The organism is Polaromonas sp. AER18D-145, assembly GCF_002379095.1.
GTDB lineage: Bacteria > Pseudomonadota > Gammaproteobacteria > Burkholderiales > Burkholderiaceae_C > Polaromonas.
In genome coordinates, this window is the sequence record NZ_NBZV01000012.1 from 66,651 (window position 1) to 86,487 (window position 19,837).

Below are 19,837 nucleotides of genomic sequence, written 5' to 3' on the forward strand. Positions count from 1 at the left end.
CGGCCCTGGCTGTTGGGGAGAAGGCTGCCATCGCTCGTTCGCTTCGTGTAACTCCGTGCGTCCATGGGGACATCGCTTGCTAGGGTCTGCGCTGATGGGTACTGCACCCGATTTGCATTAAACTGGCACCAGGACAATCATTTTTTGACGCCGCCGCCAGGTGACTGGTGGCGGTTTCGCTTTTGGAGGACTTGAACCATGGCAACCATTCCGATTACAAAAAAAGGCGCGGAAAAGCTCAAGGCCGAACTGCACCAGCTCAAGACCGTGGATCGCCCCTGGGTGATCAACTCGATTTCCGAAGCCCGGGCCCAGGGTGACCTCAGCGAAAACGCCGAGTACGACGCCGCCAAGGACCGCCAGGGCTTCATCGAAGGCCGCATCCAGGAAATCGAAGGCAAGCTGTCGGCCGCGCAGATCATTGATCCGTCTGAAGTCGATGCCGGCGGCAAGGTGGTGTTCGGCTCCACCATCGAGCTGCAGGACGAGGATTCCGGCGACAAGGTGACCTACCAGATCGTCGGCGAAGACGAGGCCGACATCAAGCTGGGCCTGGTCAACATCAGCTCGCCGATTGCGCGGGCGCTGATCGGCAAGGACGAAGGCGACACCGCCGAGGTGCAGGCACCCGGTGGCATCAGGCGCTACGAAATCATCGCGGTGATGTACATCTAGCCTGGCCCATGAAGCCACGCTTGAGCATCGTATTGGCCGCCCTCTGGTGGGGCAGCCTGACCGGTCTGGGTTTTGTCGTGGTGCCGATGTTGTTCATTCACCTGCCCAGCCCCGCCGCGGCCGGTGCCATGGCCGCGAAACTGTTCACGGCCCAGACCTGGCTCAGCGTGGCCTGCGCCATGCTCCTGCTGCTGGCCTTGAATAAAAAAAAGGCTACAGCCCTTTCCTCGCCTGCGCAAGCTGCTATGAAATATGTAGTGGCTGGCCTGCTGCTGGCGGTGCTGGTGGAGTTCGGCGTGGCGCCGCGCATTGTCAATGCACGTGCTGACGGCGGCAACCTCAGGCTCTGGCACGGCCTGGGCAGCGCGATGTACCTGGCCCAATGGTTGGCAGCTGGCTGGACGCTGTGGTGCCTGAGCCGGACGACAAAAGCCAGCGACACATAGCCTGCGTCACCAGGACCGCACCCTTCTTTTTCAAGCAGGGGCCGCGGGTCCGGCTTTGCCGGCCCGCAGGCGCAGCGGCCCCCTCGGGGGGCAGGGCGCTACGCGAAGCGAGCAACCGTGGGGGTCATTCAGCCGCGCTCTGCAGCCTCGAGGGTATTGACCAGCAGCATGGTGATGGTCATGGGGCCGACACCGCCGGGCACCGGCGTGATCCAGCCGGCGACTTCCTTCACACCGTCGAAATCCACGTCGCCGCAGAGTTTGCCTTCGTCATTGCGGTTCATGCCGACGTCGATCACCACCGCGCCGGGTTTGACCATGTCGGCCGTCAGCACATTGCGCTTGCCCACGGCGGCGACCACCACGTCGGCCTGAAGCGTCAGGGCCTTGAGGTTTTGCGTGCCGCTGTGGCAGATCGTGACCGTTGCATTTTTCTGCAGCAGCATCAGCGCCATCGGTTTGCCGACGATGTTGCTGCGGCCTATCACCACCGCATGTTTGCCCTTCAGGTCGTAGCCGATGCTCTCGAGCATCTTCATGCAGCCGTAGGGTGTGCAGGGCCAGAAGCCGGGCTGGCCGACCATCAGGGCGCCGGCGCTGGCTACGTGGAAACCATCGACGTCCTTGGCCGGCGAAATCGCCTCGATCACCTTGTGCGCATCGATGTGGGCGGGCAGGGGAAGCTGGACCAGGATGCCGTGGATGGCCGGGTCGCGGTTCAGCGCGTCCACGCGTGCCAGCAGATCGGCTTCGCTCAAGGTCGCCGGGTAGCGCTCCAGCACCGAATGCAGGCCGCTGTCCTCGCAGGCCTTGACCTTGTTGCGCACATACACCTGGCTGGCCGGGTTCTCGCCGACCAGCACCACGGCCAGGCCCGGGACGACGCCGCGCGCGCGCAGGGCGGCGGCCCGCCTCGCGACGTCGGCGCGCAGTTGTTTCGACAGGGCGATGCCATCAATGATGTGAGCGGTCATGGTTTCTGGTCTTCAAGTAAAAACGCCCGCCAGTCCTTGAACCACGGGCGCCGTCAGCTATAAAAAGAGGAGTGAAGGAGGGTCGGTCAGACGACCTTGGGAGCGCTGGAGCCCAGGGCAATTTTCAGCAGGTCGGCCACGGTGTTGGCGTTGAGCTTTTCCATGATGTTGGCGCGGTGCGCCTCCACCGTCTTGATGCTGATGCCCAGGTCGTCGGCGATCTGCTTGTTCAGGCGGCCGGCGACGATGCGTTCGAGCACCTGCGCCTCGCGCGAGGTGAGCTTGGCCAGCAGGGCGTCGCGGCTGGCGGACTGCTGGTGTTCGCTGAAGGCTTCCTTGGCCTGGTCCAGCATGCGTTCCACCAGGCTGACAAGGGCTTCTTCCTGGAAGGGCTTCTGGATGAAATCCATCGCGCCTTTTTTCATGGTGTCCACCGCCATGGGCACGTCGCCGTGGCCGGTGATGAAAACGATGGGCAGGGGCGACTTGCGTTCGACCAGGCGGTCCTGCAGCTCCAGGCCGGTCATGCCGCCCATGCGGATGTCGACGATCAGGCAGGCGACTTCGCGCGGGTCGTAGCGGCTCAGAAAGGTTTCGGCAGAGTCGTAACAGCGAACGCGGTAGTCCTTGCCTTCCAGCAGCCACTGGAGCGAGTCGCGCACGCCCTCGTCGTCATCGACGACATAGACGGTACCTTTTTTCGGAATCAAGCTCATGCCAAACCTTTGCTTAAACGGTTTCAGAACCCTGTCAGGAAATGCCAGTCGGGGCGGCGGGCGCTTCTGCGGCAGCCGGAGCTGACGACAGCAGGGGTGTCACGGGGATCCAGAAGGTAAACCGGCACCCAACCACCTCGTTCCCATTGTAGAGGTTCTCGGCCTGCATTCTTCCCTGGTGCGACTCCACGATGCTCCGGCACAGCTTCAGGCCAATGCCCATGCCTTCGGCCTTAGTCGAGTAGAAGGCTTCGTAGAGACGGCCCATCACTTCGGGCGACAGGCCCTTGCCCGAATCCAGCACCGAAAACTCGATCACGTTCTGCTCGGCTATGGTTTTGGGCACCACGCGCAGCTCCACACTGCGCCGCGCGGTGGTGCGCTGCGCCTGCGCGATCGACTCGGCACCGTTTTTCATCAGGTTGATCAGCACCTGCTCGATCAGGATGGGGTCCACCATCACGGACGGCAGGCGCGCGGCGATGTAGTGGCTCAGTCGCACGTTGTGGCGGCGCAGTTCGATGTCGGCCAGCTCCATGGCATTGCTGACCATGGTGGCCACGTCGGCCGAGGTGCGGTTCGGCTCGCTGCGTTTGACGAAGGAGCGTATGCGCTGGATGATCTGCCCGGCGCGGTGCGCCTGCCTGGCGGTTTTTTCCAGCGCGACCAGCAGGTCCTCGTTGCTGATCTGCTGTCCCTTGATGCGCGAGACCATGCCGTTGCAGTAGTTGTTGATGGCGGTCAGCGGCTGGTTCAGTTCGTGCGCCACGCTCGACGCCATCTCGCCCATGGTGATCAGGCGGCTGGCCGCCTGGGCCCGCTCGGCCTGCAGCGCGGCCTGCTCTTCGGCATGACGGCGCGGCGTGATGTCGGTGGCAATCACCATCTGTGCGAGGCGACCGTCCACCCAGGTCAGGTAGCGTGAGCGCACCTCCAGCCATTTGCCGAGTTCAGGCACAAAAATTTCGGCATTCTCGGTCTGGGCCGCGGTCAGGGTGTCGGTCGGGAAACCGGCCAGGCCGTCGACCGCGTCCAGGGTATCGTCCGTCGGCGTCACGGCCGGCACGCCGGCCTGGGCAATCAGGCTCATGTGGCCGGCGACTTCACCGCCGAACCAGGCGCGGTAGAGCTTGTTGGCAAACAGCAGCTCCTCGCTGCCCAGCGGCGCCACGGACACCGCCGCGTCCAGCCCTTCGAGCACCGTGGTGAAGCGTTCGTACGACGCGGACAGCTCCTCGCGGATGCGCTTGGGCTCGGTGATGTCGGTCATCGAAGTCATCCAGCCGGTCTGCTGGCCGCGCGGATCGATCAGCGGCGAGACATACATGCGGCCGTCGAAAATCGCGCCGCTTTTGCGTTTGACCCGCACCTCAAAACCACCCGGCGTGGAGCGGCCGTGCAACTCATCGTCCAGCCGCGCTGCGAGCATCTCGCGGTCCTGCTCCGGCCAGTAGGGGAAGGGCGCAGTGCGGCCCACCAGCTCGCCTTCGCTCCAGCCCGTCATCTGGCAAAACGCCGGGTTGACATAGGTGATGCGGCCCTGCAGGTCCAGCGCCCGCATGCCCGTCAGCATGGAGTTTTCCATGGCGCGGCGGAAGTTGGTCTCCGAGATCAGGGCTTCCTGCGCCTGTACGCGTCGCCGCGTGTGGCGCCAGGTGCCCAGCAGCATCCAGACGGTCAGCGCGCTCAGGGCGCTGACGAGCCAGAAGAAACCGCTGCCGACCACACCGAGCGAGGCCCGGTAGCCCTGGGCCTTGAGCAGCAAGCCATTGCCGACCGGTGACACCGGAATCTCATACTCCTGCGCCTCGTCGGACATCGGCAGCAGCTTGGCCGCCGTGTTTCTGGGGGGCGGCAGGTTGCCGGCCAGCACCTTGCCCTGATCGTCGAGCAGGGCCACCGCGTATTTGGCGGTCACTTCATTGGGCACGCCAAAGCGCAGCAGGCCGTCGATGGAATATTCGCCCATGATGACGCCGTCAAATTTGCCCTGGTCGTCGAGCGGCACTTGCAGTTGCAGGCTGGGGGCGTTGTAGCTGGGGTCGTCCTTGACGGTCAGCGGGCGCGAATAGACCGGTTGCCGCAAATCGCGCGCCAGGCCGAAGGTGCTTTCCGTTTCCCCGCGCTTGAGCTGTTCGCCGGGCGCCTGCTGCTGCGAGGAATTCGCGCTCGGCGAGACATAGGCAGAGCGGACCCGGCGGCGCGCGTCTATCCAGGTCACGGCCAGCAGTTCGGGGTACTGGTTGACCAGGGATTCGGCCTGCGCAATGAACTCCTCGCTGTCCACGTCCTTGTTGGACACATCGCGGCCCAGCCGCATCAGCTGCTCCTGTCGCTCCAGCAGGCGCAGGCGCAGCCTTTGCTGTGCGTACTCCACATCACGCTTGACGGCCTGCTGCTCGCGGTCGATTTCCTCGATGCGCAGGTAGGCAAACGCGGCAATCACCGCGGCCAGGAAAAGCATCACGGCCAGCAGGGGGCCGAGGGTGACGAAACGGTCCTGGCGGGTCGGCGATTGTTTGCGCCACCAGCGCCGCCAGCGGGCCAGCGGCGCGCTGCCCTCAGGGGCGTCGAAAGTGGAGGGTGTGGGCTGAGTCATGGCGGGATGTCGAGTTTACGGGACTTCCCTCCGTGCCCGTGTGCCACCCTGACCATGACCGCAGTGCCGACGCTGGCGGGTGCCAGCGACGCATCTGTCGGGTCTGTCCGATCAGGATGATTAAAATTTCATAATACGAAAACAAAAAGCACCATTTGAAAAACTGGAAAAATTGTGGGAAACTGGAGCCTGGAATCCAAATTGCGTTAACGTGATGTTGACGCCACCAAATCAACAGCTAGGAATCTAGCGACCAGCAGGAGACAAAACCATGGCTGCAAATCCGGAACAGGCACGTGCCGACACATTGGGCAAGGCTGCCAACGAAGTCCAGGACACGGACGCCCAGGAAACCCGCGAGTGGATTGATGCGCTGAGTGCCGTCATTGCCAACAGCCCCAGCAACGACGAGGGCCGCGCACGTGCCCACTTCCTGCTGGAGCAGTTGCTGGAGCAGGCGCGCCAGGAGGGCATCGACACGCCGTTCTCGGCCACCACCGGTTATGTCAACACCATCGAGCCCAGCGACGAGGTACCTTCTCCCGGCAACCTGCTGATCGAGCAGCGCCTGCGCGCCTACATGCGCTGGAATGCCATGGCCATGGTCGTCAAGGCCAACCGCCTGCACCCAGCCGACGGTGGCGACCTCGGCGGCCACATCGGTTCGTTTGCTTCGCTGGCCAGCCTGTTCGGCGCCGGCTTCAACCATTTCTGGCACGCGGAAAGCGACAACCATGGCGGCGACTGCCTCTACATCCAGGGCCATGTGTCGCCCGGTGTGTATGCCCGGGCCTACCTCGAAGGGCGGCTCAGTGAAGAGCAACTGCTGAATTTCCGCCAGGAGGTCGACGGCAAGGGCCTGTCTAGCTATCCGCACCCCAAGCTGATGCCGGAGTTCTGGCAGTTCCCCACCGTCTCCATGGGCCTGGGCCCGCTGATGGCGATTTACCAGGCGCGTTTCCTCAAGTACCTGCACGCCCGCGGCATTGCCAACACCGAGAACCGCAAGGTCTGGGTGTTCTGCGGCGACGGCGAGATGGACGAGGTGGAGTCGCTGGGCGCGATCAGCCTGGCGGCCCGCGAGAACCTCGACAACCTGATCTTCGTCATCAACTGCAACCTGCAGCGCCTGGACGGCCCGGTGCGCGGCAACGGCAAGATCATCCAGGAGCTCGAGGGCGAGTTCCGCGGTTCGGGCTGGAACGTGATCAAGCTGATCTGGGGCAGCAACTGGGATCCACTGCTGGCGCGCGACAAGAACGGTGCGCTGCGCAAGGTCATGATGGACACGCCCGACGGCGACTACCAGGCCATGAAAGCCAACGACGGTGCCTATGTGCGCAAGCATTTCTTCGGCCAGAACCCCGAGACGCTGGAGATGGTCTCCAAGATGACCGATGAGGAAATCTTCGACCTGCGCCGCGGCGGCCACGATTCGAAAAAAGTCTATGCGGCATTTCACAAGGCGGTCAACCACACCGGCCAGCCGACCGTGCTGCTGATCAAGACCGTCAAGGGTTTTGGCATGGGCAAGATCGGCGAAGGCAAGAACAACGTCCACCAGACCAAGAAACTGTCCGACGAAGACATCAAGGCCTTCCGCGACCGCTTCAACATCCCGATTCCCGACAGCCAGCTGCCGGAGGTGCCGTTCTACAAGCCGGCCGACGACACGCCTGAAATGAAATACCTGCACGAGCGCCGCAAGGCCCTCGGCGGCTACCTGCCGCACCGCCGGACCAAGGCCGACGAGAGCTTCACGGCGCCGTCCCTGGAGTCCTTCAAGTCGGTGATCGAGCCGACGCCGGAAGGCCGCGAAATCTCCACCACCCAGGCCTATGTGCGCTTCCTGACGCAGTTGCTGCGCGACCAGGCGCTGGGTGCGCGCGTCGTGCCCATCCTGGTGGACGAGGCCCGCACGTTCGGCATGGAAGGCCTGTTCCGCCAGATCGGCATCTACAACCCGGCAGGCCAGAAATACACCCCGGTCGACAAAGACCAGGTGATGTACTACAAGGAAGACAAAAAGGGCCAGATCCTGCAGGAAGGCATCAACGAGGCCGGCGGCATGAGCAGCTGGATCGCGGCGGCCACCTCCTACAGCACGAACAACCGGATCATGATCCCGTTCTACGTGTACTACTCGATGTTCGGCTTCCAGCGCGTCGGCGACCTGGCCTGGGCCGCCGGCGACATGCAGGCGCGTGGTTTCCTGCTGGGCGGCACCTCCGGGCGCACCACGCTCAACGGCGAAGGCCTGCAGCACGAGGACGGCCACAGCCACATCCTGGCCGGCACCATTCCCAACTGCGTCAGCTACGACCCGACCTATGCCCATGAGGTGGCGGTGATCATGCAGGACGGCCTCAAGCGCATGGTCGAGCGCCAGGAAAATGTTTTCTACTACATCACGCTGCTCAACGAGAACTACGCGATGCCGGGCCTGACACCCGGCACCGAGGCGCAGATCGTCAAGGGCATGTACCTGCTCAAGGAAGGCGGCCAGGGGCTGCCGAAGGGCCGGGCCGGGAAGGCGTCGCGCGTGCAACTGCTCGGCTCAGGCACCATCCTGCGCGAGTCCATCGCTGCGCAGGAACTGCTGGAAAAAGACTGGGGCGTCGCCGCCAACGTCTGGAGCTGCCCGAGCTTCAATGAACTCACGCGTGACGGCCAGGATGCCGAGCGCTGGAACCTGCTGCACCCGCTGGACACGCCGCGTGTTCCCTTCGTGGGCCAGCAGCTCGAGAAGCACACGGGACCGGTGGTCGCCTCGACCGACTACATGAAAGCCTATGCTGAGCAGATCCGTCCCTTCATTCCCCGGGGCCGCACCTACAAGGTGCTCGGTACCGACGGCTTCGGCCGCAGCGATTTCCGCTCCAAGCTGCGCGAGCACTTCGAGATCAACCGCCACTACATCGTGGTGGCCGCGCTGAAGGCACTCAGCGAAGAAGGCACCGTGCCGGTGGCCAAGGTCGCCGAGGCGATCAAGAAGTACGGCATCCATGCCGACAAGGTCAACCCGCTATACGCCTGATCCGCCTGATCACCACGCGCAAAAAAACACGGACGAACTGGAGACAAGAACATGGCATTGGTAGACATACAGGTTCCCGACATCGGGGACTTTGACGAGGTAACGGTCATCGAGCTGTTGGTCAAGCCGGGCGACAGCGTCAAGGCGGAGCAGTCGCTGATCACGGTCGAATCGGACAAGGCCTCGATGGAAATTCCCTCGAGCCAGGCCGGCGTGGTCAAGGAAGTCAGGGTCAAGCTGGGCGACAAGGTCAAGCAAGGATCGGTCGTGCTGGTGCTCGAAGGCGAGGGCGCGGCTGCGCCCGCTACGTCCGCTGCGGCTCCCGTTCCCGAACAAAATGAGGCTTCAGCCCCCGCCGCACCTGCACCCGTAGCTACTGATTCAGTAGCATCCGCGGCCGCGCCGGCTGCCGCCGGTGGCCCGGTCGAAGTCCGCGTGCCGGACATCGGCGACTTCAAGGACGTGGCCGTCATCGAGGTGCTGGTCAAGGTCGGCGATACGGTGAAGGCCGAGCAGTCGCTGGTGACCGTGGAGTCCGACAAGGCCTCGATGGAAATTCCGTCGTCGGTGTCGGGCGTGATCCGGGAACTCAAGGTCAAGCTCGGCGACAAGATCAACATTGGCGACCTGCTCGCCATCCTGGAAGGCGCGGCCGCCCCTGGCGCCGCTTCGGCACCGGCTCCGGCAGCGGCACCCGCCGCCGCAGCAGCTTCAGCGCCCGCTGCCAGCCAGGCCAGCGCGCCGGCACCGGGGGCTGCCGCCGCCGCCTTACCCGCGCACCAGCCTTCTGCACCATCGGGCCAGTTGCCGCACGCCTCGCCATCGGTGCGCAAGTTCGCGCGTGAACTCGGCGTTCCCCTGGCGGAGGTCAAGGGCAGCGGCCCCAAAGGACGCATCACGCTGGACGACGTGCAGGGCTTCACCAAGGCGGTGATGGCCGGCGACGCACGCACCCAGGCGCAGGCCGCCAAAGCCCCGGCCTCTTCCGGCGGCGGCGCCGGCCTGGACCTGCTGCCCTGGCCCAAGGTGGACTTCACGAAGTTCGGCCCGGTCGAGCGCAAGGACATGTCCCGCATCAAGAAGATCAGCGGCGCCAACCTGCACCGCAACTGGGTCATGATTCCGCACGTCTGCAACCACGACGATGCGGACATCACCGAGCTGGAAGCCTTTCGCGTGCTGATGAACAAGGAAAACGAAAAGGCCGGCATCAAGATCACCATGCTGGCTTTTCTGATCAAGGCCTCGGTCGCGGCGCTGAAGAAATTCCCCGAGTTCAATGCCTCGCTGGACGGCGACCAGCTGGTGCTCAAGCAGTATTACAACGTGGCGTTCGCCGCCGACACGCCCAACGGCCTGGTCGTGCCCGTCATCAAGGACGCCGACAAGAAGGGTGTGGTGCAGATCTCGCAGGAGATGGGCGAACTCGCGAAAAAAGCGCGTGACGGCAAACTCGGCCCGGCCGACATGCAGGGCGCGTGTTTCACCATCTCGTCGCTGGGCGGCATAGGCGGGCGTTATTTCACGCCCATCATCAACGCACCGGAAGTCGCCATCCTCGGTGTCTGCAAGTCGAGCACCGCGCCGGTGTGGGACGGCCAGGCTTTCCAGCCGCGCCTGATGTTGCCGCTGTCCCTGAGCTGGGACCACCGCGTCATCGACGGCGCTTCGGCCGCGCGCTTCAACGCCTACCTGGGCCAGATCCTGGGTGACTTTCGCCGGGTACTGCTTTGACCCCCACGCTTTTCACTTCGTGTAATGCGCGAGGCCTTGCAGGCCGCCGCTCGCCAGAGGCTTCGCTTCTGTCGCCTGTCCAAAGCTGCACAAGCAGCTTTGGAGCCGCAGGCTCCAGCCCCTCGGGGGCCGCTGCGCCTGCGGTCTGGCAGAGCCAGTCCCGCGGCCCTGGCTTGAAAGGATTCCCCGCATGACGACTCTGGTCGCCGTCAGGAAAGCCGGGCAGGCCGTGATCGCCACCGACGCGCTGATCACCTTCGGCGATACGCGCCTGAGCAGCCGCTTCGAGGCCAACGAGAAGATCTTCAGGGTCGAGACACCGGCCGGCGGCAGCTACATCGGCATGGCTGGCACCGCGGCGCATTTTCCGGTGCTGCGCAAGGCCATGGCGGCGCTTCCCAAGGACCAGCTCCGGCTGGGCAGCAAGGACGAGGTGTTCGACACCTTCCACAAGCTGCATCCCGTGCTGAAAGACACCTTTTTCCTGCAGACCAAGGAAGACGACAACGACCCCTACGAGTCCAGCCAGTTCAGCGCGTTGATTGCCAACGCCACCGGCATTTACGGGCTCTACAGCTACCGTGAGGTGTTTGAGTTCAAGGAGTTCTGGGCCATCGGTTCGGGGCGCAGCTTTGCACTGGGGGCCATGCATGCCACTTGGGGCAAGGCGAAAACGGCGCGCGAAGTGGCCCTGGCCGGCGTGCACGCGGGCTGCGAGTTCGACAAGAACTCCGGCGGGTCGGTGGAACTGTTCACCGTCAAGCTGAAAAAGTAAATCAAGCGGAGACAAGAGACATGGCATTGATAGACATTACCGTTCCCGACATCGGGGACTTCGACGAGGTCACCGTGATTGAACTGCTGGTCAAGCCCGGCGACACCATCGCGGTCGACCAGAGCCTGCTGACCGTGGAAAGCGACAAGGCCTCGATGGAAATTCCGTCCAGCCATGCCGGCGTGGTCCGGGAGCTCAAGGTCAAGCTGGGCGACAAGGTCAAACAGGGCACGGTGGTGCTGACGCTGGACGCCGAAGGTGCCGTTGCCCCCATTTCAGAGAAAAAACAGGCGCCAGCCCCCGCTGCATCTGCGCCTGCAGCTCCTGAAAAAGTAGCAGCGCCAGCACCCGTAGCCGCGCCAGCCGCCGCCAGCTTTGGCGGGCAGGCTGACCTCGACTGCGACCTGCTGGTGCTGGGCGCCGGCCCCGGCGGTTATTCGGCCGCCTTCCGCGCCGCCGACCTCGGCCTGAAAGTCATCATTGTCGAGCGGTACGCCACCCTGGGCGGCGTCTGCCTGAATGTCGGCTGCATCCCGTCCAAGGCGCTGCTGCACGTCGCCGCGGTAATGGACGAGGTCAAACATTTCGACAGCCTTGGCGTGAGCTTCGGCGAGCCGGTGCTCGACATCGCCAAGCTGCGTACCCACAAGGAAAAAGTCGTGGGCAAGCTGACGGGTGGGCTCAGCGCGATGGCCAAGATGCGCAAGGTGACGGTGGTTCGCGGCTATGGCGCTTTTGTCGGGGCCAACCATGTGGAGGTGGAAGAAACCTCCGGTGGCGCACAGGAAAAAACCGGCAAGAAGCAGGCGATCGCGTTCAGGAACTGCATCATTGCGGCCGGCTCGCAGGCGGTTCGTTTGCCTTTCATGCCGGAAGATCCGCGTGTGGTCGATTCAACCGGCGCCCTGGCGCTGAAAGAAGTTCCCAAACGCATGCTGATTCTCGGTGGCGGCATCATCGGGCTGGAGATGGGCACCGTGTATTCCACGCTGGGCGCGCGCCTGGACGTGGTGGAAATGATGGATGGGCTGATGCAGGGCGCGGACCGCGACCTCGTCAAGGTCTGGCAGAAGATGAACGCCCCGCGTTTTGACAACATCATGCTCAAGACCAAAACCGTCGGCGCCAAGGCGACTGCCAAGGGCATCGAGGTGACGTTTGAAACTGCTGAGCCGGGTGGGGCGGTCCCGCCACCGCAAACCTACGACTTGGTGCTGCAGGCCGTGGGCCGCACGCCCAATGGCAAAAAAATTGCCGCCGACAAGGCCGGTGTGAGTGTGAGCGACCGCGGCTTCATACCGGTCGATATCCAGATGCGCACCAACGTGCCGCACATTTTTGCGATCGGCGACATCGTCGGCCAGCCCATGCTGGCGCACAAGGCGGTGCACGAAGGCCATGTGGCCGCCGAAGTGATTGCCGGTGAGCTGCAGGGCAACAAGGAACTGGCCAGTGCCGCTTTCAACGCCCGCGTGATTCCCAGCGTGGCCTACACCGACCCTGAAATTGCATGGGTCGGCCTGACCGAAGACCAGGCCAAGGCCCAGGGCATCAAGGTCAAGAAAGGGCTGTTCCCATGGAACGCCTCCGGCCGGGCCATTGCCAATGGCCGCGACGAAGGTTTCACCAAGCTGCTGTTTGATGACTCCCCCGAGGCGCATGGCCATGGCAAGATTCTCGGTGGCGGCATCGTCGGCACCCATGCGGGCGACATGATCGGCGAGATCGCGCTGGCCATTGAAATGGGCGCGGACGCGGTGGACATCGGCAAGACGATTCACCCGCACCCGACGCTCGGTGAAAGCATGGGCATGGCGGCGGAAGTGGCGCACGGCAGCTGCACCGACCTGCCGCCGCCGCGCAAGTAGACCAAGCTACCCTGCAAAGCCCGAGCCCTTACCGGTTCGGGTTTTTTGCCTTGTGGGTTCGGATAGGCGTAGGCGTGGTGACCAAGCCGTCACAATCGTGGATACCTCCCCTCTGTTCGCTGAACTTTCTGGCGTCGTCCTAGACTTCAGAGAGGCGACTCGGCGTGGGCATGGCGCCGCTCGCCATTGAGGTTTTGCAGCAACTGCGGGCTGATCTGCCCGACCTCCAGCAGCACGCCGCCGCGTGCGCTGATAAAACGCTGAGCGAGCGCGACGCTGGAAAAAGCGGGGAGATTGCCAGCGCGCATGGGCCCGAGGGCAGACGAGCCATTGACGTAGACCGCGTCCATCGCACGGATCCATGCACCGCTGCTGGCGTCAGTCACGTAACTCGCCGCGACTTCACTGGCCTGGCGGCCACGGGTGTAGCGACCCACATCTTGAAGATAGGTGAAAAGAGTGAGCGGCGAGTCGAAAAACTGCGTGTCGCCATTGTCGAAAATGACCTGCGCCGCCCACTCGGGCGAGCGCGCCGGGTACATGCCGCACACCGGGCAGCGCGCATCGGCGGGTACTGGTCGGGGCGCATGCAGGCCCAGCCCCGACTTGGGATCATGGGGCACGGGCGGCGCAACCACACAGATTTCATCCGTTTCAACCAGCACGGCATCATCCGGCGACTGGGAACGCCACGGCGCCAGCAACAGGCCACCCAGAAGCACCAGAGTGGCGAGGCCGGCGAAGTGCAGCGGTCTGAGTGCAAGCCTGTGCAGCATCATGGGCTACATCTTGCTGTCATGCAGCGCGCCGCCGCTCAGATCCACCATCCCGGGTTTGACCTCGTCATAACGCAGCAGCCTGCCGCCCCATTGTTCGATGAATTTCCTGGCATCAACCTCCTGCGCGAAGCTGCCGATGGTCGGCCCCATCGAGCCATGGCGCTTGCTGCCCAGCACAAAAAAGCCGCTTCTGGCGTCGATCCAGTGGCCGCGCGGCTGGTCCCAGTCGGCTTTGCCCATGTCCTGCACGTACACCGCCGCCACTTTACGTACCTGCTCGGGCCGCAGCAAAGTGTTGAACAGCTCCACGGTATCGCAGAAGAAGACCGGCGCTTCCTGCCCGGCGTAGCGGATCTGCGCCTTGGGACCGGGGTAGTCGGCCAGCAGCATGCCATCCAGCTCGCACGAGGTGGCCGCGTCGATTTCCATCGGCCCCAGCCCCCCCGCGCCGCCTGAGCGCTCGCCGCACCCGGCAAGGGCACTCAGGGTGGTCAGCGCGACCAGACCGAGCAATCGGCGGCGTACGCCGCAGGCATCACCGCCGCCAGTACGGCGACAGGAACATGTGTACTTCATGGTCTGAATCTCCAGTTTGCCAAAGCCAGCGGCACAACAATCCACGCCACCATGACCGAGCCCATCAGCCAGGGCCTGGCCAGGGCGGGTGGCACGATGCTGGCCAGGCCATACAGCGTGCGAACATCTTCGAGCGAAAACACATTGAGGATGCGAAACACATCCGCCGGATTGAGCAGCAACAGATAGGCGAAAGCGTCACCACCGTAGGCGCCGCCTGTGGCCACCAGTCCGCCCAGCAGCAGCAGGTCAAATACCAGTACAAAGAAGAACCACATCGCAATCGCCAGGCCCGAAGCGCGCGTGCGCTCCCGCGCGATCACCGACATCAATACCGCCAGGCTCAGAAACGCCAGGCCCAGCAGCACCGAACTGACCATGAAGCCAACATAGTGGTACAACCCCGCCCAGCCATACTGCTTGAAGAGCAGAAGCGCCACCAGACCAAAGCCCGCCAATGTGGAGAGCGTCAGGGCCGCTGCCAGACCCAGGTATTTGCCGAGCAGCACTTCGAAGCGCGTGATGGGCAGGGCCAGCAGCAGGTCCAGCGAGCCACGCTCGCGCTCGCCCACCACTGCGTCAAAACCCAGCAGCAAAGCGATCAGCGGGATCAGATAGATCACCAGGCTGACCAGGCTGGCGATGGTGAATTCGATGGAGCGCAGGCCCACCTGGCCCTGGGCGGCGCCGCCAAAGTAGGCAATCACCAAAGAAAACACCGTGAACACCAGGGCCACCGCCAGCACCCAGCGGTTGCGCAGGCGGTCGCGAAACTCTTTCGCGGCCAGGGTCAGGATTTGGGACCATTCCATTTCTTTCACCTCAATCCGAAAATCCAAAAAACACGTCTTCCAGCGAGGGCTCACGGATGTTCAAGTCCAGCACCTTGGCACCCAGACCGGCGAGCGCCCCCAGCACCGCCATCTTGGACGCACGGGGGCAGCTGACCCGCAGCCCGTCGTCGGTGACCACGCTGCTCACGCCAATGAGCTGGCTCAGCGCCTGCTGGGCCAGCGCCACATCGTCCGGCGCCAGACGCAGCTCCAGGCCCAGCGGCATGTGCATCTGGTCGCGCAGGTCCTGCACGCTGCCCAGTGCCTGTATCTTGCCGGCGGCCATGATGGCGAGACGGTCCACCCGCTCCTGCAGCTCGGCCAGGATGTGCGAGGTGATGATGATGGTCACGCCCGTATCGCGCAAGCCGCGCAGCGTGGCGTAGAAGTCGCGTATGGCCTGCGGGTCCAGCCCGTTGGAGGGCTCATCCAGAAACAGCACCCGTGGCGCGCCCAATAGTGCCTGCGCGAAGCCCAGACGCTGGCGCATGCCCTTGGAATACTCCCGCAGCGGCCGTTTTGCCGCATGCGACAAGCCGACACGCGCCAGCGTCGGCTCGCATTGCGAACTGGGTGCGCCCTTGAGCCGGGCGAAGAAACGCAGCGTCTCCAGGCCGCTCAGGTTGTCATACAAAACCACGTTCTCTGGCAGGTAGCCGATGTGACGGCGGGCCTTGCGGAAGTCGTTTCCCCGTACCGAAGCGCCATCCACCAGGATCTCGCCCGCGCTGGGCTCGATCAGCCCCAACATCATTTTGAAGAGCGTGCTCTTGCCAGCGCCGTTGTGACCGATCAGGCCAAAGATCTCGCCATGCTGCACCGTCAGATCCACGCCGTCCACAGCATGCAGGGCGCCATAGTGCTTGGCCACGCCACGCGCTTGAATCGCGGGACCGCCGGTGACGGGGGCATTACTGACCGGGATAGTGCTTGTCACGCCACTCACTCCATTGTTTGTTGTTCGGTTGCATGCGAGGTTTCGGGTCCACCACGCTGGGAACACGCAGCACCGGGAATTGGTGGGCCACCAAGCGCAAAGCCTGCACCGCCGGGCTGGCCAGCAGTAGTTTGATGCTCGGGTAGCGCCAGGTGAGACGGTCGACCAGGTCGTTGGCCTCGTAGCGCACATCGCCGATGCCATTGCCATCGCGATCCCAACCCAGGTAGTTGTCCCAGTGGTTACCGCTTTTGGCGCCCCACACCTCGTCGCGCGCACCCACATAACGCACCTGCTCCCGGTTGGCAATGAAATCATTGCCTTCCACCACATTGCGCGTGGAGCCCGCCGCCAGATGCACGCCCACGTGGTTGTCGACGATCAGATTGTTCTTCAAGGTGGCATATTCCACATCGTAGATGAAGAAGCCGCGGTTGTTGCCGGCGACGACGTTGTTCTCCACCAGAGAATCCTGGATCGTGCGCAGCATGATGCCGTGGTCCGAGTTGCCCCAGGCCCGGTTGTTGCGCACCACCTGGTCGCGCACTTCCATGAGCGCCAGGCCACCGCGGTTGTAGTAGCTGTCGTTGTCTTCCCACAGGTTGTAGTAGGAGTTCATGTAATGCGTGCCGTAGCGGCTGTGGTGCAGCTTGTTGCCCCTGAAGATGGCGTGGTGTGAAACATCCACGTAAAGCGCGTCGCGTACAAAACTGATGTTGTTGCCGATGATGCGCGCGCCCGTGGTGTTGTACAGTTGCACGCCGTTGCCGCGCTGCGAGGAGTTGTACTCGCGCTTACCGGTGATGACGTTGGACTCGACCACCACATCGTTGGCCTTTTCTATCCACAAACCGAACAGGTTGTAGCTGAGGTCGCAATGCCGTACCACCGCGCGGTGCGCACCGGGGTAGACATAGATGCCGGCATTCTGGTCTTTGAGGCTATCGCCCGAGTCGCGCACGATCAGGCCTTCGATGGTCACGTCGGGTGCCGTCACGCGCAGGGTGTCGCCCTGCTGCCCGCCACTTAACGTGGGGCGGCCGATGCCACGCAAGGTGAGAGGCTTGTCAATCAGCAGGTTGGCGCGGTAGAAGCCGCGTTGCACCTCGATCACATCGCCGGGCGCCGCAGCCCGGATGGCCGCCTGCAAATCCTGTCCGGGCTGCACCGTTGCAGTCGCAGCGCTGGCAGCATGTGCCGCGACCAGACCCAGCAAGCCGATGCTCGCCAAGCGGCGTAGCGCACCCCTCATAAAATCAGCCAACCCAGCGACTTGAGCGCAAGGAACAGCGTCGCGCCGATCAGGAGGTTCTTGAATCCCACATAGCTCACCATGTCCATCACGCCGGCCACGCGATATTGATCACGCCACCACGGGCCATCCTTCACATAACGCCGGCCCGACAGGCGGATCAGCACTTCGTAGACGCTCCAGCCAAACCACCAGCCAATGATGGCGCCCGAGGACAGGGTACCCATCGCCGTCATCACCCAGGCCACGCCGACAGCCACGGCCAGCGAGAAACCGGCCACCTGCAGCGCACGCTGCGAGTGCCAGCCCTCGCTGCTCCAGGGCCACAGGTGGTCACGCAATTCCAGCCACAGCCACTGCAGGCCGCGCACGCCTGCCTTGTGCGGAGGCAAGGCGGGGTCCGTGGGCATGCGTGGGTCCGGGCCCTTGGCGGCCTTGGCGCTGATCTGCTCGGTGAAGCTGCTGGCCGGATAAATCGGAATGAAGTAGCCATTGACGCCAATCGGCGTGATCTCCAGACCGTCCTTTTCACGACGCTTGCGCTCCTTGGCCAGCGGCGGACAACCTTTGGTGTCGGTATACAGGATCATGCAGTCGAGGCAGTGCAGGCATTCACGGTGATCGATGCGGCCGTCGACATCGATGGCCTGGGCCCCGCAGCCCACGGCACAGGCCTTGCAGCTATTGCAGTCCTGCTTGCGCTTGAGACCAAACCAGCGGAAAGTGCTGGGCATGGCGAGCGACGCGCCCAGCGGGCACAGGTACTTGCAGTAGGGCCGCTCGATGAAGATCGACAAACCCAGCAGCACAGCCACAAACAGGCCATAGGGCCAGGTGCGGTTGCTGATGCCGACCAGGAAGGTGGTCTTGAACGGCTCGACCTCGGAGAGCTTCTCGGCCAATCCCATCGAGAACATGGACACCGTGATCAGGCCGAAGAACACCACGTACTTCAGCCACTTGAGGCGGTCGTGCCACACCTGTGGCAACTTTGTCTGAAAGCGCTTGAATCCGACGACGCGCGCCACCTTGTAGATCGCCTCGGAAAGCGAGCCAAACGGACACATCCACCCACAAAATAACCCGCGTCCGAAGAGGAACACAGTGACGATGATGAAGATCCAGAACAGGAAGATGAACGGGTCCGACAGGAACAGCGACCAGGTCCACTGGAACAGCAGGGCGTGGAACCAGGTCAGCACCTGGGTGATGGACGGCTGGGCCATAACACCAAAACCGACAAATACGATACTGATGGCCCAAGCGCTGTATTTGAAGGCGTTGACAGGCCACTTGTTCTTGTGGGTGGACAGACGCGTGAGTTTTTCGCGGTAAGCGTAGACGACGGTCACGACGACCAGCAATAGTGCGAACAAGGCAATCTCGAGAGCCCGCCCTTTCCAGATTCGCACCCAGGGTGCGTCCGACTCCTCAATCTTCGGCCGCCCACCTTCCAGAGTAGCCGCAGGCAGCCAGTAAGGAGCGTCAAAGCTGGTGAAGCTGCGTGCGCCGGTGGCGCGATTGACGCGGTTACCCAGGAAGCTGAGCTTCCATGGATACGAAGGCGAAAACGATTTCGAGCGGATGATGAAAATGACCGATTCGTTGAACGATGGCGCACCCGCCGCCTCGATGCCGTAGAGGTTCAATGCGTCGAGGTCGCGAAAGGTAAAGGCATCAGCCCCCTGACGCACCTGCACGCGGTCATAGAGGCCACCTCGCACAAAACCCGAACCCTTGAACGACTCGGCGCCACGGGTGCGGATCACGAAGACCGCGTGCTCCCCGTCCTTGAGTTGCATGCGCAGGTTATTCCAGCTGTTCTCGCCGAGCACGCTTTTCCCGATGTCCGGGTGGTTCAGGTCACCAAACCACAGTTCGATGAAGGGCTCGGGCCCCCGCTCCAGCCCCACCTGCTCGGGCAAGACCCGCAGGCGCTGCACGGTTCCCTGCTTGACCAACTCGTCCCATGTGGAGCGCTTACCGCCAACAAGATAACGCGCGGGTTCCCGCACGGTGGGCGCCAGAATGCCGACCTGGCGCGCCACGACCGTGCCGGAGGCCATCATGACCTGGTTTTGCGCAATCACGGTGACGGTAGCGCCGGAAATCGCGTCCAGGCCCAGCACGCCTTCATCGGGGCGCGACTGTCCCACTTCTATCTTGTCGGCCACCGACTTGCCGATGTATTGCGCATTGAAGCGCAGCAGCGCTGACTCGGGAATGCCGAGCAGCAAAATCGGCTCGGAATGCTTGAGCACCTTGACGCCCACGAAACGGCCGGCCTTGTCCATGCCGATCAGCGTCACCACCGGCTTGCCCGAATAGGCCGGCGTGTCGGTGATGTCGGTGGACAGCATCACATAGCCCAGCAGTTTCTTTTGCGCGCTGGCGTTGTCGTAGGCCTCCACGTAAGGCGGCTGGCCCTTGCGCTCGGAAAAACTCGTTGCGCCGGGGAATACCTCGGCGCAAGGCACCAGGGCGCACATGTCCCTGGCGGTATTGAGTTCGGGCGGCAGCGCCGCCTCATAGGCGCCTGCGCGCGCGCCGCCCGCCGACATGGCGAGCACGAGAAAAAATGCGGCCAGGCAGGCATACCCCCTGGCTGCCAACTGTCGGCATCTCAAATACATATC

The 19,837-nt window shown here is 63.4% G+C and carries 15 protein-coding genes; 6 read left to right on the forward strand and 9 right to left on the reverse strand.

The annotated features are described in order from the left end of the window. Positions 1–198 precede the first annotated feature (198 nt). A complete protein-coding gene (greA, locus tag B7G52_RS08625; protein WP_096665416.1) occupies positions 199–675 on the forward strand; it encodes a transcription elongation factor GreA in 477 nt (158 codons plus the stop codon). An 8-nt stretch (positions 676–683) separates the two neighbouring features. Beyond that, positions 684–1,121 carry a DUF4149 domain-containing protein gene (locus tag B7G52_RS08630; protein WP_096697204.1) on the forward strand — a complete coding sequence of 146 codons (438 nt, stop codon included), beginning with the start codon at positions 684–686 and terminating at the stop codon, positions 1,119–1,121. Between the two features lie 128 nt (positions 1,122–1,249). Here the strand turns inward: B7G52_RS08630 and folD are convergent, their stop codons facing one another. The 3 genes from folD to B7G52_RS08645 all read right to left on the reverse strand — a co-directional run bounded on the left by folD (position 1,250) and on the right by B7G52_RS08645 (position 5,410). Then, complete coding sequence (folD, locus tag B7G52_RS08635) at positions 1,250–2,095, reverse strand: bifunctional methylenetetrahydrofolate dehydrogenase/methenyltetrahydrofolate cyclohydrolase FolD (RefSeq protein ID WP_096697205.1); 846 nt, start codon at positions 2,093–2,095, stop codon at positions 1,250–1,252. An 86-nt stretch (positions 2,096–2,181) separates the two neighbouring features. Beyond that, on the reverse strand, positions 2,182–2,811 hold the full coding sequence (locus B7G52_RS08640) for a response regulator transcription factor (protein ID WP_096697206.1): 630 nt from the start codon (positions 2,809–2,811) through the stop codon (positions 2,182–2,184). A 34-nt stretch (positions 2,812–2,845) separates the two neighbouring features. Continuing rightward, positions 2,846–5,410 carry a PAS domain S-box protein gene (locus tag B7G52_RS08645; protein ID WP_096697207.1) on the reverse strand — a complete coding sequence of 855 codons (2,565 nt, stop codon included), beginning with the start codon at positions 5,408–5,410 and terminating at the stop codon, positions 2,846–2,848. Positions 5,411–5,681: 271 nt separating this feature from the next. Between B7G52_RS08645 and aceE the strand changes: the two genes are divergently transcribed. The 4 genes from aceE to lpdA all read left to right on the forward strand — a co-directional run bounded on the left by aceE (position 5,682) and on the right by lpdA (position 12,824). After that, positions 5,682–8,447 (forward strand): pyruvate dehydrogenase (acetyl-transferring), homodimeric type, encoded by a 2,766-nt coding sequence (gene aceE / locus B7G52_RS08650; protein ID WP_096697208.1) that lies wholly within the window; start codon positions 5,682–5,684, stop codon positions 8,445–8,447. 51 nt (positions 8,448–8,498) lie between these two features. Continuing rightward, the gene (gene aceF, locus B7G52_RS08655; protein WP_096697209.1) at positions 8,499–10,181 is read left to right on the forward strand and encodes a dihydrolipoyllysine-residue acetyltransferase; all 1,683 of its coding nucleotides are present in this window, start codon (positions 8,499–8,501) and stop codon (positions 10,179–10,181) included. A gap of 190 nt (positions 10,182–10,371) precedes the next feature. Then, positions 10,372–10,956, forward strand: coding sequence for an MFS transporter (locus B7G52_RS08660; RefSeq protein WP_096697210.1), 585 nt, complete (start codon positions 10,372–10,374; stop codon positions 10,954–10,956). A 20-nt stretch (positions 10,957–10,976) separates the two neighbouring features. Further along, on the forward strand, positions 10,977–12,824 hold the full coding sequence (gene lpdA / locus B7G52_RS08665) for a dihydrolipoyl dehydrogenase (RefSeq protein ID WP_096697211.1): 1,848 nt from the start codon (positions 10,977–10,979) through the stop codon (positions 12,822–12,824). A 146-nt stretch (positions 12,825–12,970) separates the two neighbouring features. Here lpdA and B7G52_RS08670 read toward each other — a convergent pair whose 3' ends face one another. The 6 genes from B7G52_RS08670 to B7G52_RS08695 are packed head-to-tail and all read right to left on the reverse strand — an operon-like array spanning position 12,971 to position 19,834. Next, positions 12,971–13,603 (reverse strand): nitrous oxide reductase accessory protein NosL, encoded by a 633-nt coding sequence (locus B7G52_RS08670; protein WP_240523370.1) that lies wholly within the window; start codon positions 13,601–13,603, stop codon positions 12,971–12,973. A 3-nt stretch (positions 13,604–13,606) separates the two neighbouring features. Then, positions 13,607–14,179, reverse strand: coding sequence for a nitrous oxide reductase accessory protein NosL (locus tag B7G52_RS08675; protein WP_096697212.1), 573 nt, complete (start codon positions 14,177–14,179; stop codon positions 13,607–13,609). Next, a complete protein-coding gene (locus B7G52_RS08680; RefSeq protein ID WP_096697230.1) occupies positions 14,176–14,991 on the reverse strand; it encodes an ABC transporter permease in 816 nt (271 codons plus the stop codon). Before B7G52_RS08680 ends, B7G52_RS08675 begins: the two co-directional genes overlap by 4 nt. A 10-nt stretch (positions 14,992–15,001) precedes the next feature. Continuing rightward, positions 15,002–15,949, reverse strand: coding sequence for an ABC transporter ATP-binding protein (locus B7G52_RS08685; RefSeq protein ID WP_240523371.1), 948 nt, complete (start codon positions 15,947–15,949; stop codon positions 15,002–15,004). After that, the gene (locus B7G52_RS08690) at positions 15,924–17,201 is read right to left on the reverse strand and encodes a nitrous oxide reductase family maturation protein NosD (protein ID WP_096697213.1); all 1,278 of its coding nucleotides are present in this window, start codon (positions 17,199–17,201) and stop codon (positions 15,924–15,926) included. Before B7G52_RS08690 ends, B7G52_RS08685 begins: the two co-directional genes overlap by 26 nt. Next, positions 17,198–19,834, reverse strand: a complete 2,637-nt coding sequence (locus tag B7G52_RS08695; protein ID WP_096697214.1) for a NosR/NirI family protein — start codon at positions 19,832–19,834, stop codon at positions 17,198–17,200. The genes B7G52_RS08690 and B7G52_RS08695 overlap by 4 nt, the downstream gene beginning before the upstream one ends. Positions 19,835–19,837 lie beyond the last annotated feature (3 nt).

What these genes read in the sequence shown, in the direction of transcription:
- B7G52_RS08660 (WP_096697210.1), top strand. Translation starts at nt 10,372, where the DNA reads ATGACGACTCTGGTCGCCGTCAGGAAAGCCGGGCAGGCCGTGATCGCC.
- B7G52_RS08690 (WP_096697213.1), bottom strand. Translation starts at nt 17,201, where the DNA reads ATGAGGGGTGCGCTACGCCGCTTGGCGAGCATCGGCTTGCTGGGTCTG.
- B7G52_RS08695 (WP_096697214.1), bottom strand. Translation starts at nt 19,834, where the DNA reads ATGTATTTGAGATGCCGACAGTTGGCAGCCAGGGGGTATGCCTGCCTG.
- B7G52_RS08670 (WP_240523370.1), bottom strand. Translation starts at nt 13,603, where the DNA reads ATGATGCTGCACAGGCTTGCACTCAGACCGCTGCACTTCGCCGGCCTC.
- lpdA (WP_096697211.1), top strand. Translation starts at nt 10,977, where the DNA reads ATGGCATTGATAGACATTACCGTTCCCGACATCGGGGACTTCGACGAG.
- B7G52_RS08645 (WP_096697207.1), bottom strand. Translation starts at nt 5,410, where the DNA reads ATGACTCAGCCCACACCCTCCACTTTCGACGCCCCTGAGGGCAGCGCG.
- aceF (WP_096697209.1), top strand. Translation starts at nt 8,499, where the DNA reads ATGGCATTGGTAGACATACAGGTTCCCGACATCGGGGACTTTGACGAG.
- folD (WP_096697205.1), bottom strand. Translation starts at nt 2,095, where the DNA reads ATGACCGCTCACATCATTGATGGCATCGCCCTGTCGAAACAACTGCGC.
- aceE (WP_096697208.1), top strand. Translation starts at nt 5,682, where the DNA reads ATGGCTGCAAATCCGGAACAGGCACGTGCCGACACATTGGGCAAGGCT.
- B7G52_RS08630 (WP_096697204.1), top strand. Translation starts at nt 684, where the DNA reads ATGAAGCCACGCTTGAGCATCGTATTGGCCGCCCTCTGGTGGGGCAGC.
- greA (WP_096665416.1), top strand. Translation starts at nt 199, where the DNA reads ATGGCAACCATTCCGATTACAAAAAAAGGCGCGGAAAAGCTCAAGGCC.
- B7G52_RS08640 (WP_096697206.1), bottom strand. Translation starts at nt 2,811, where the DNA reads ATGAGCTTGATTCCGAAAAAAGGTACCGTCTATGTCGTCGATGACGAC.
- B7G52_RS08675 (WP_096697212.1), bottom strand. Translation starts at nt 14,179, where the DNA reads ATGAAGTACACATGTTCCTGTCGCCGTACTGGCGGCGGTGATGCCTGC.
- B7G52_RS08680 (WP_096697230.1), bottom strand. Translation starts at nt 14,991, where the DNA reads ATGGAATGGTCCCAAATCCTGACCCTGGCCGCGAAAGAGTTTCGCGAC.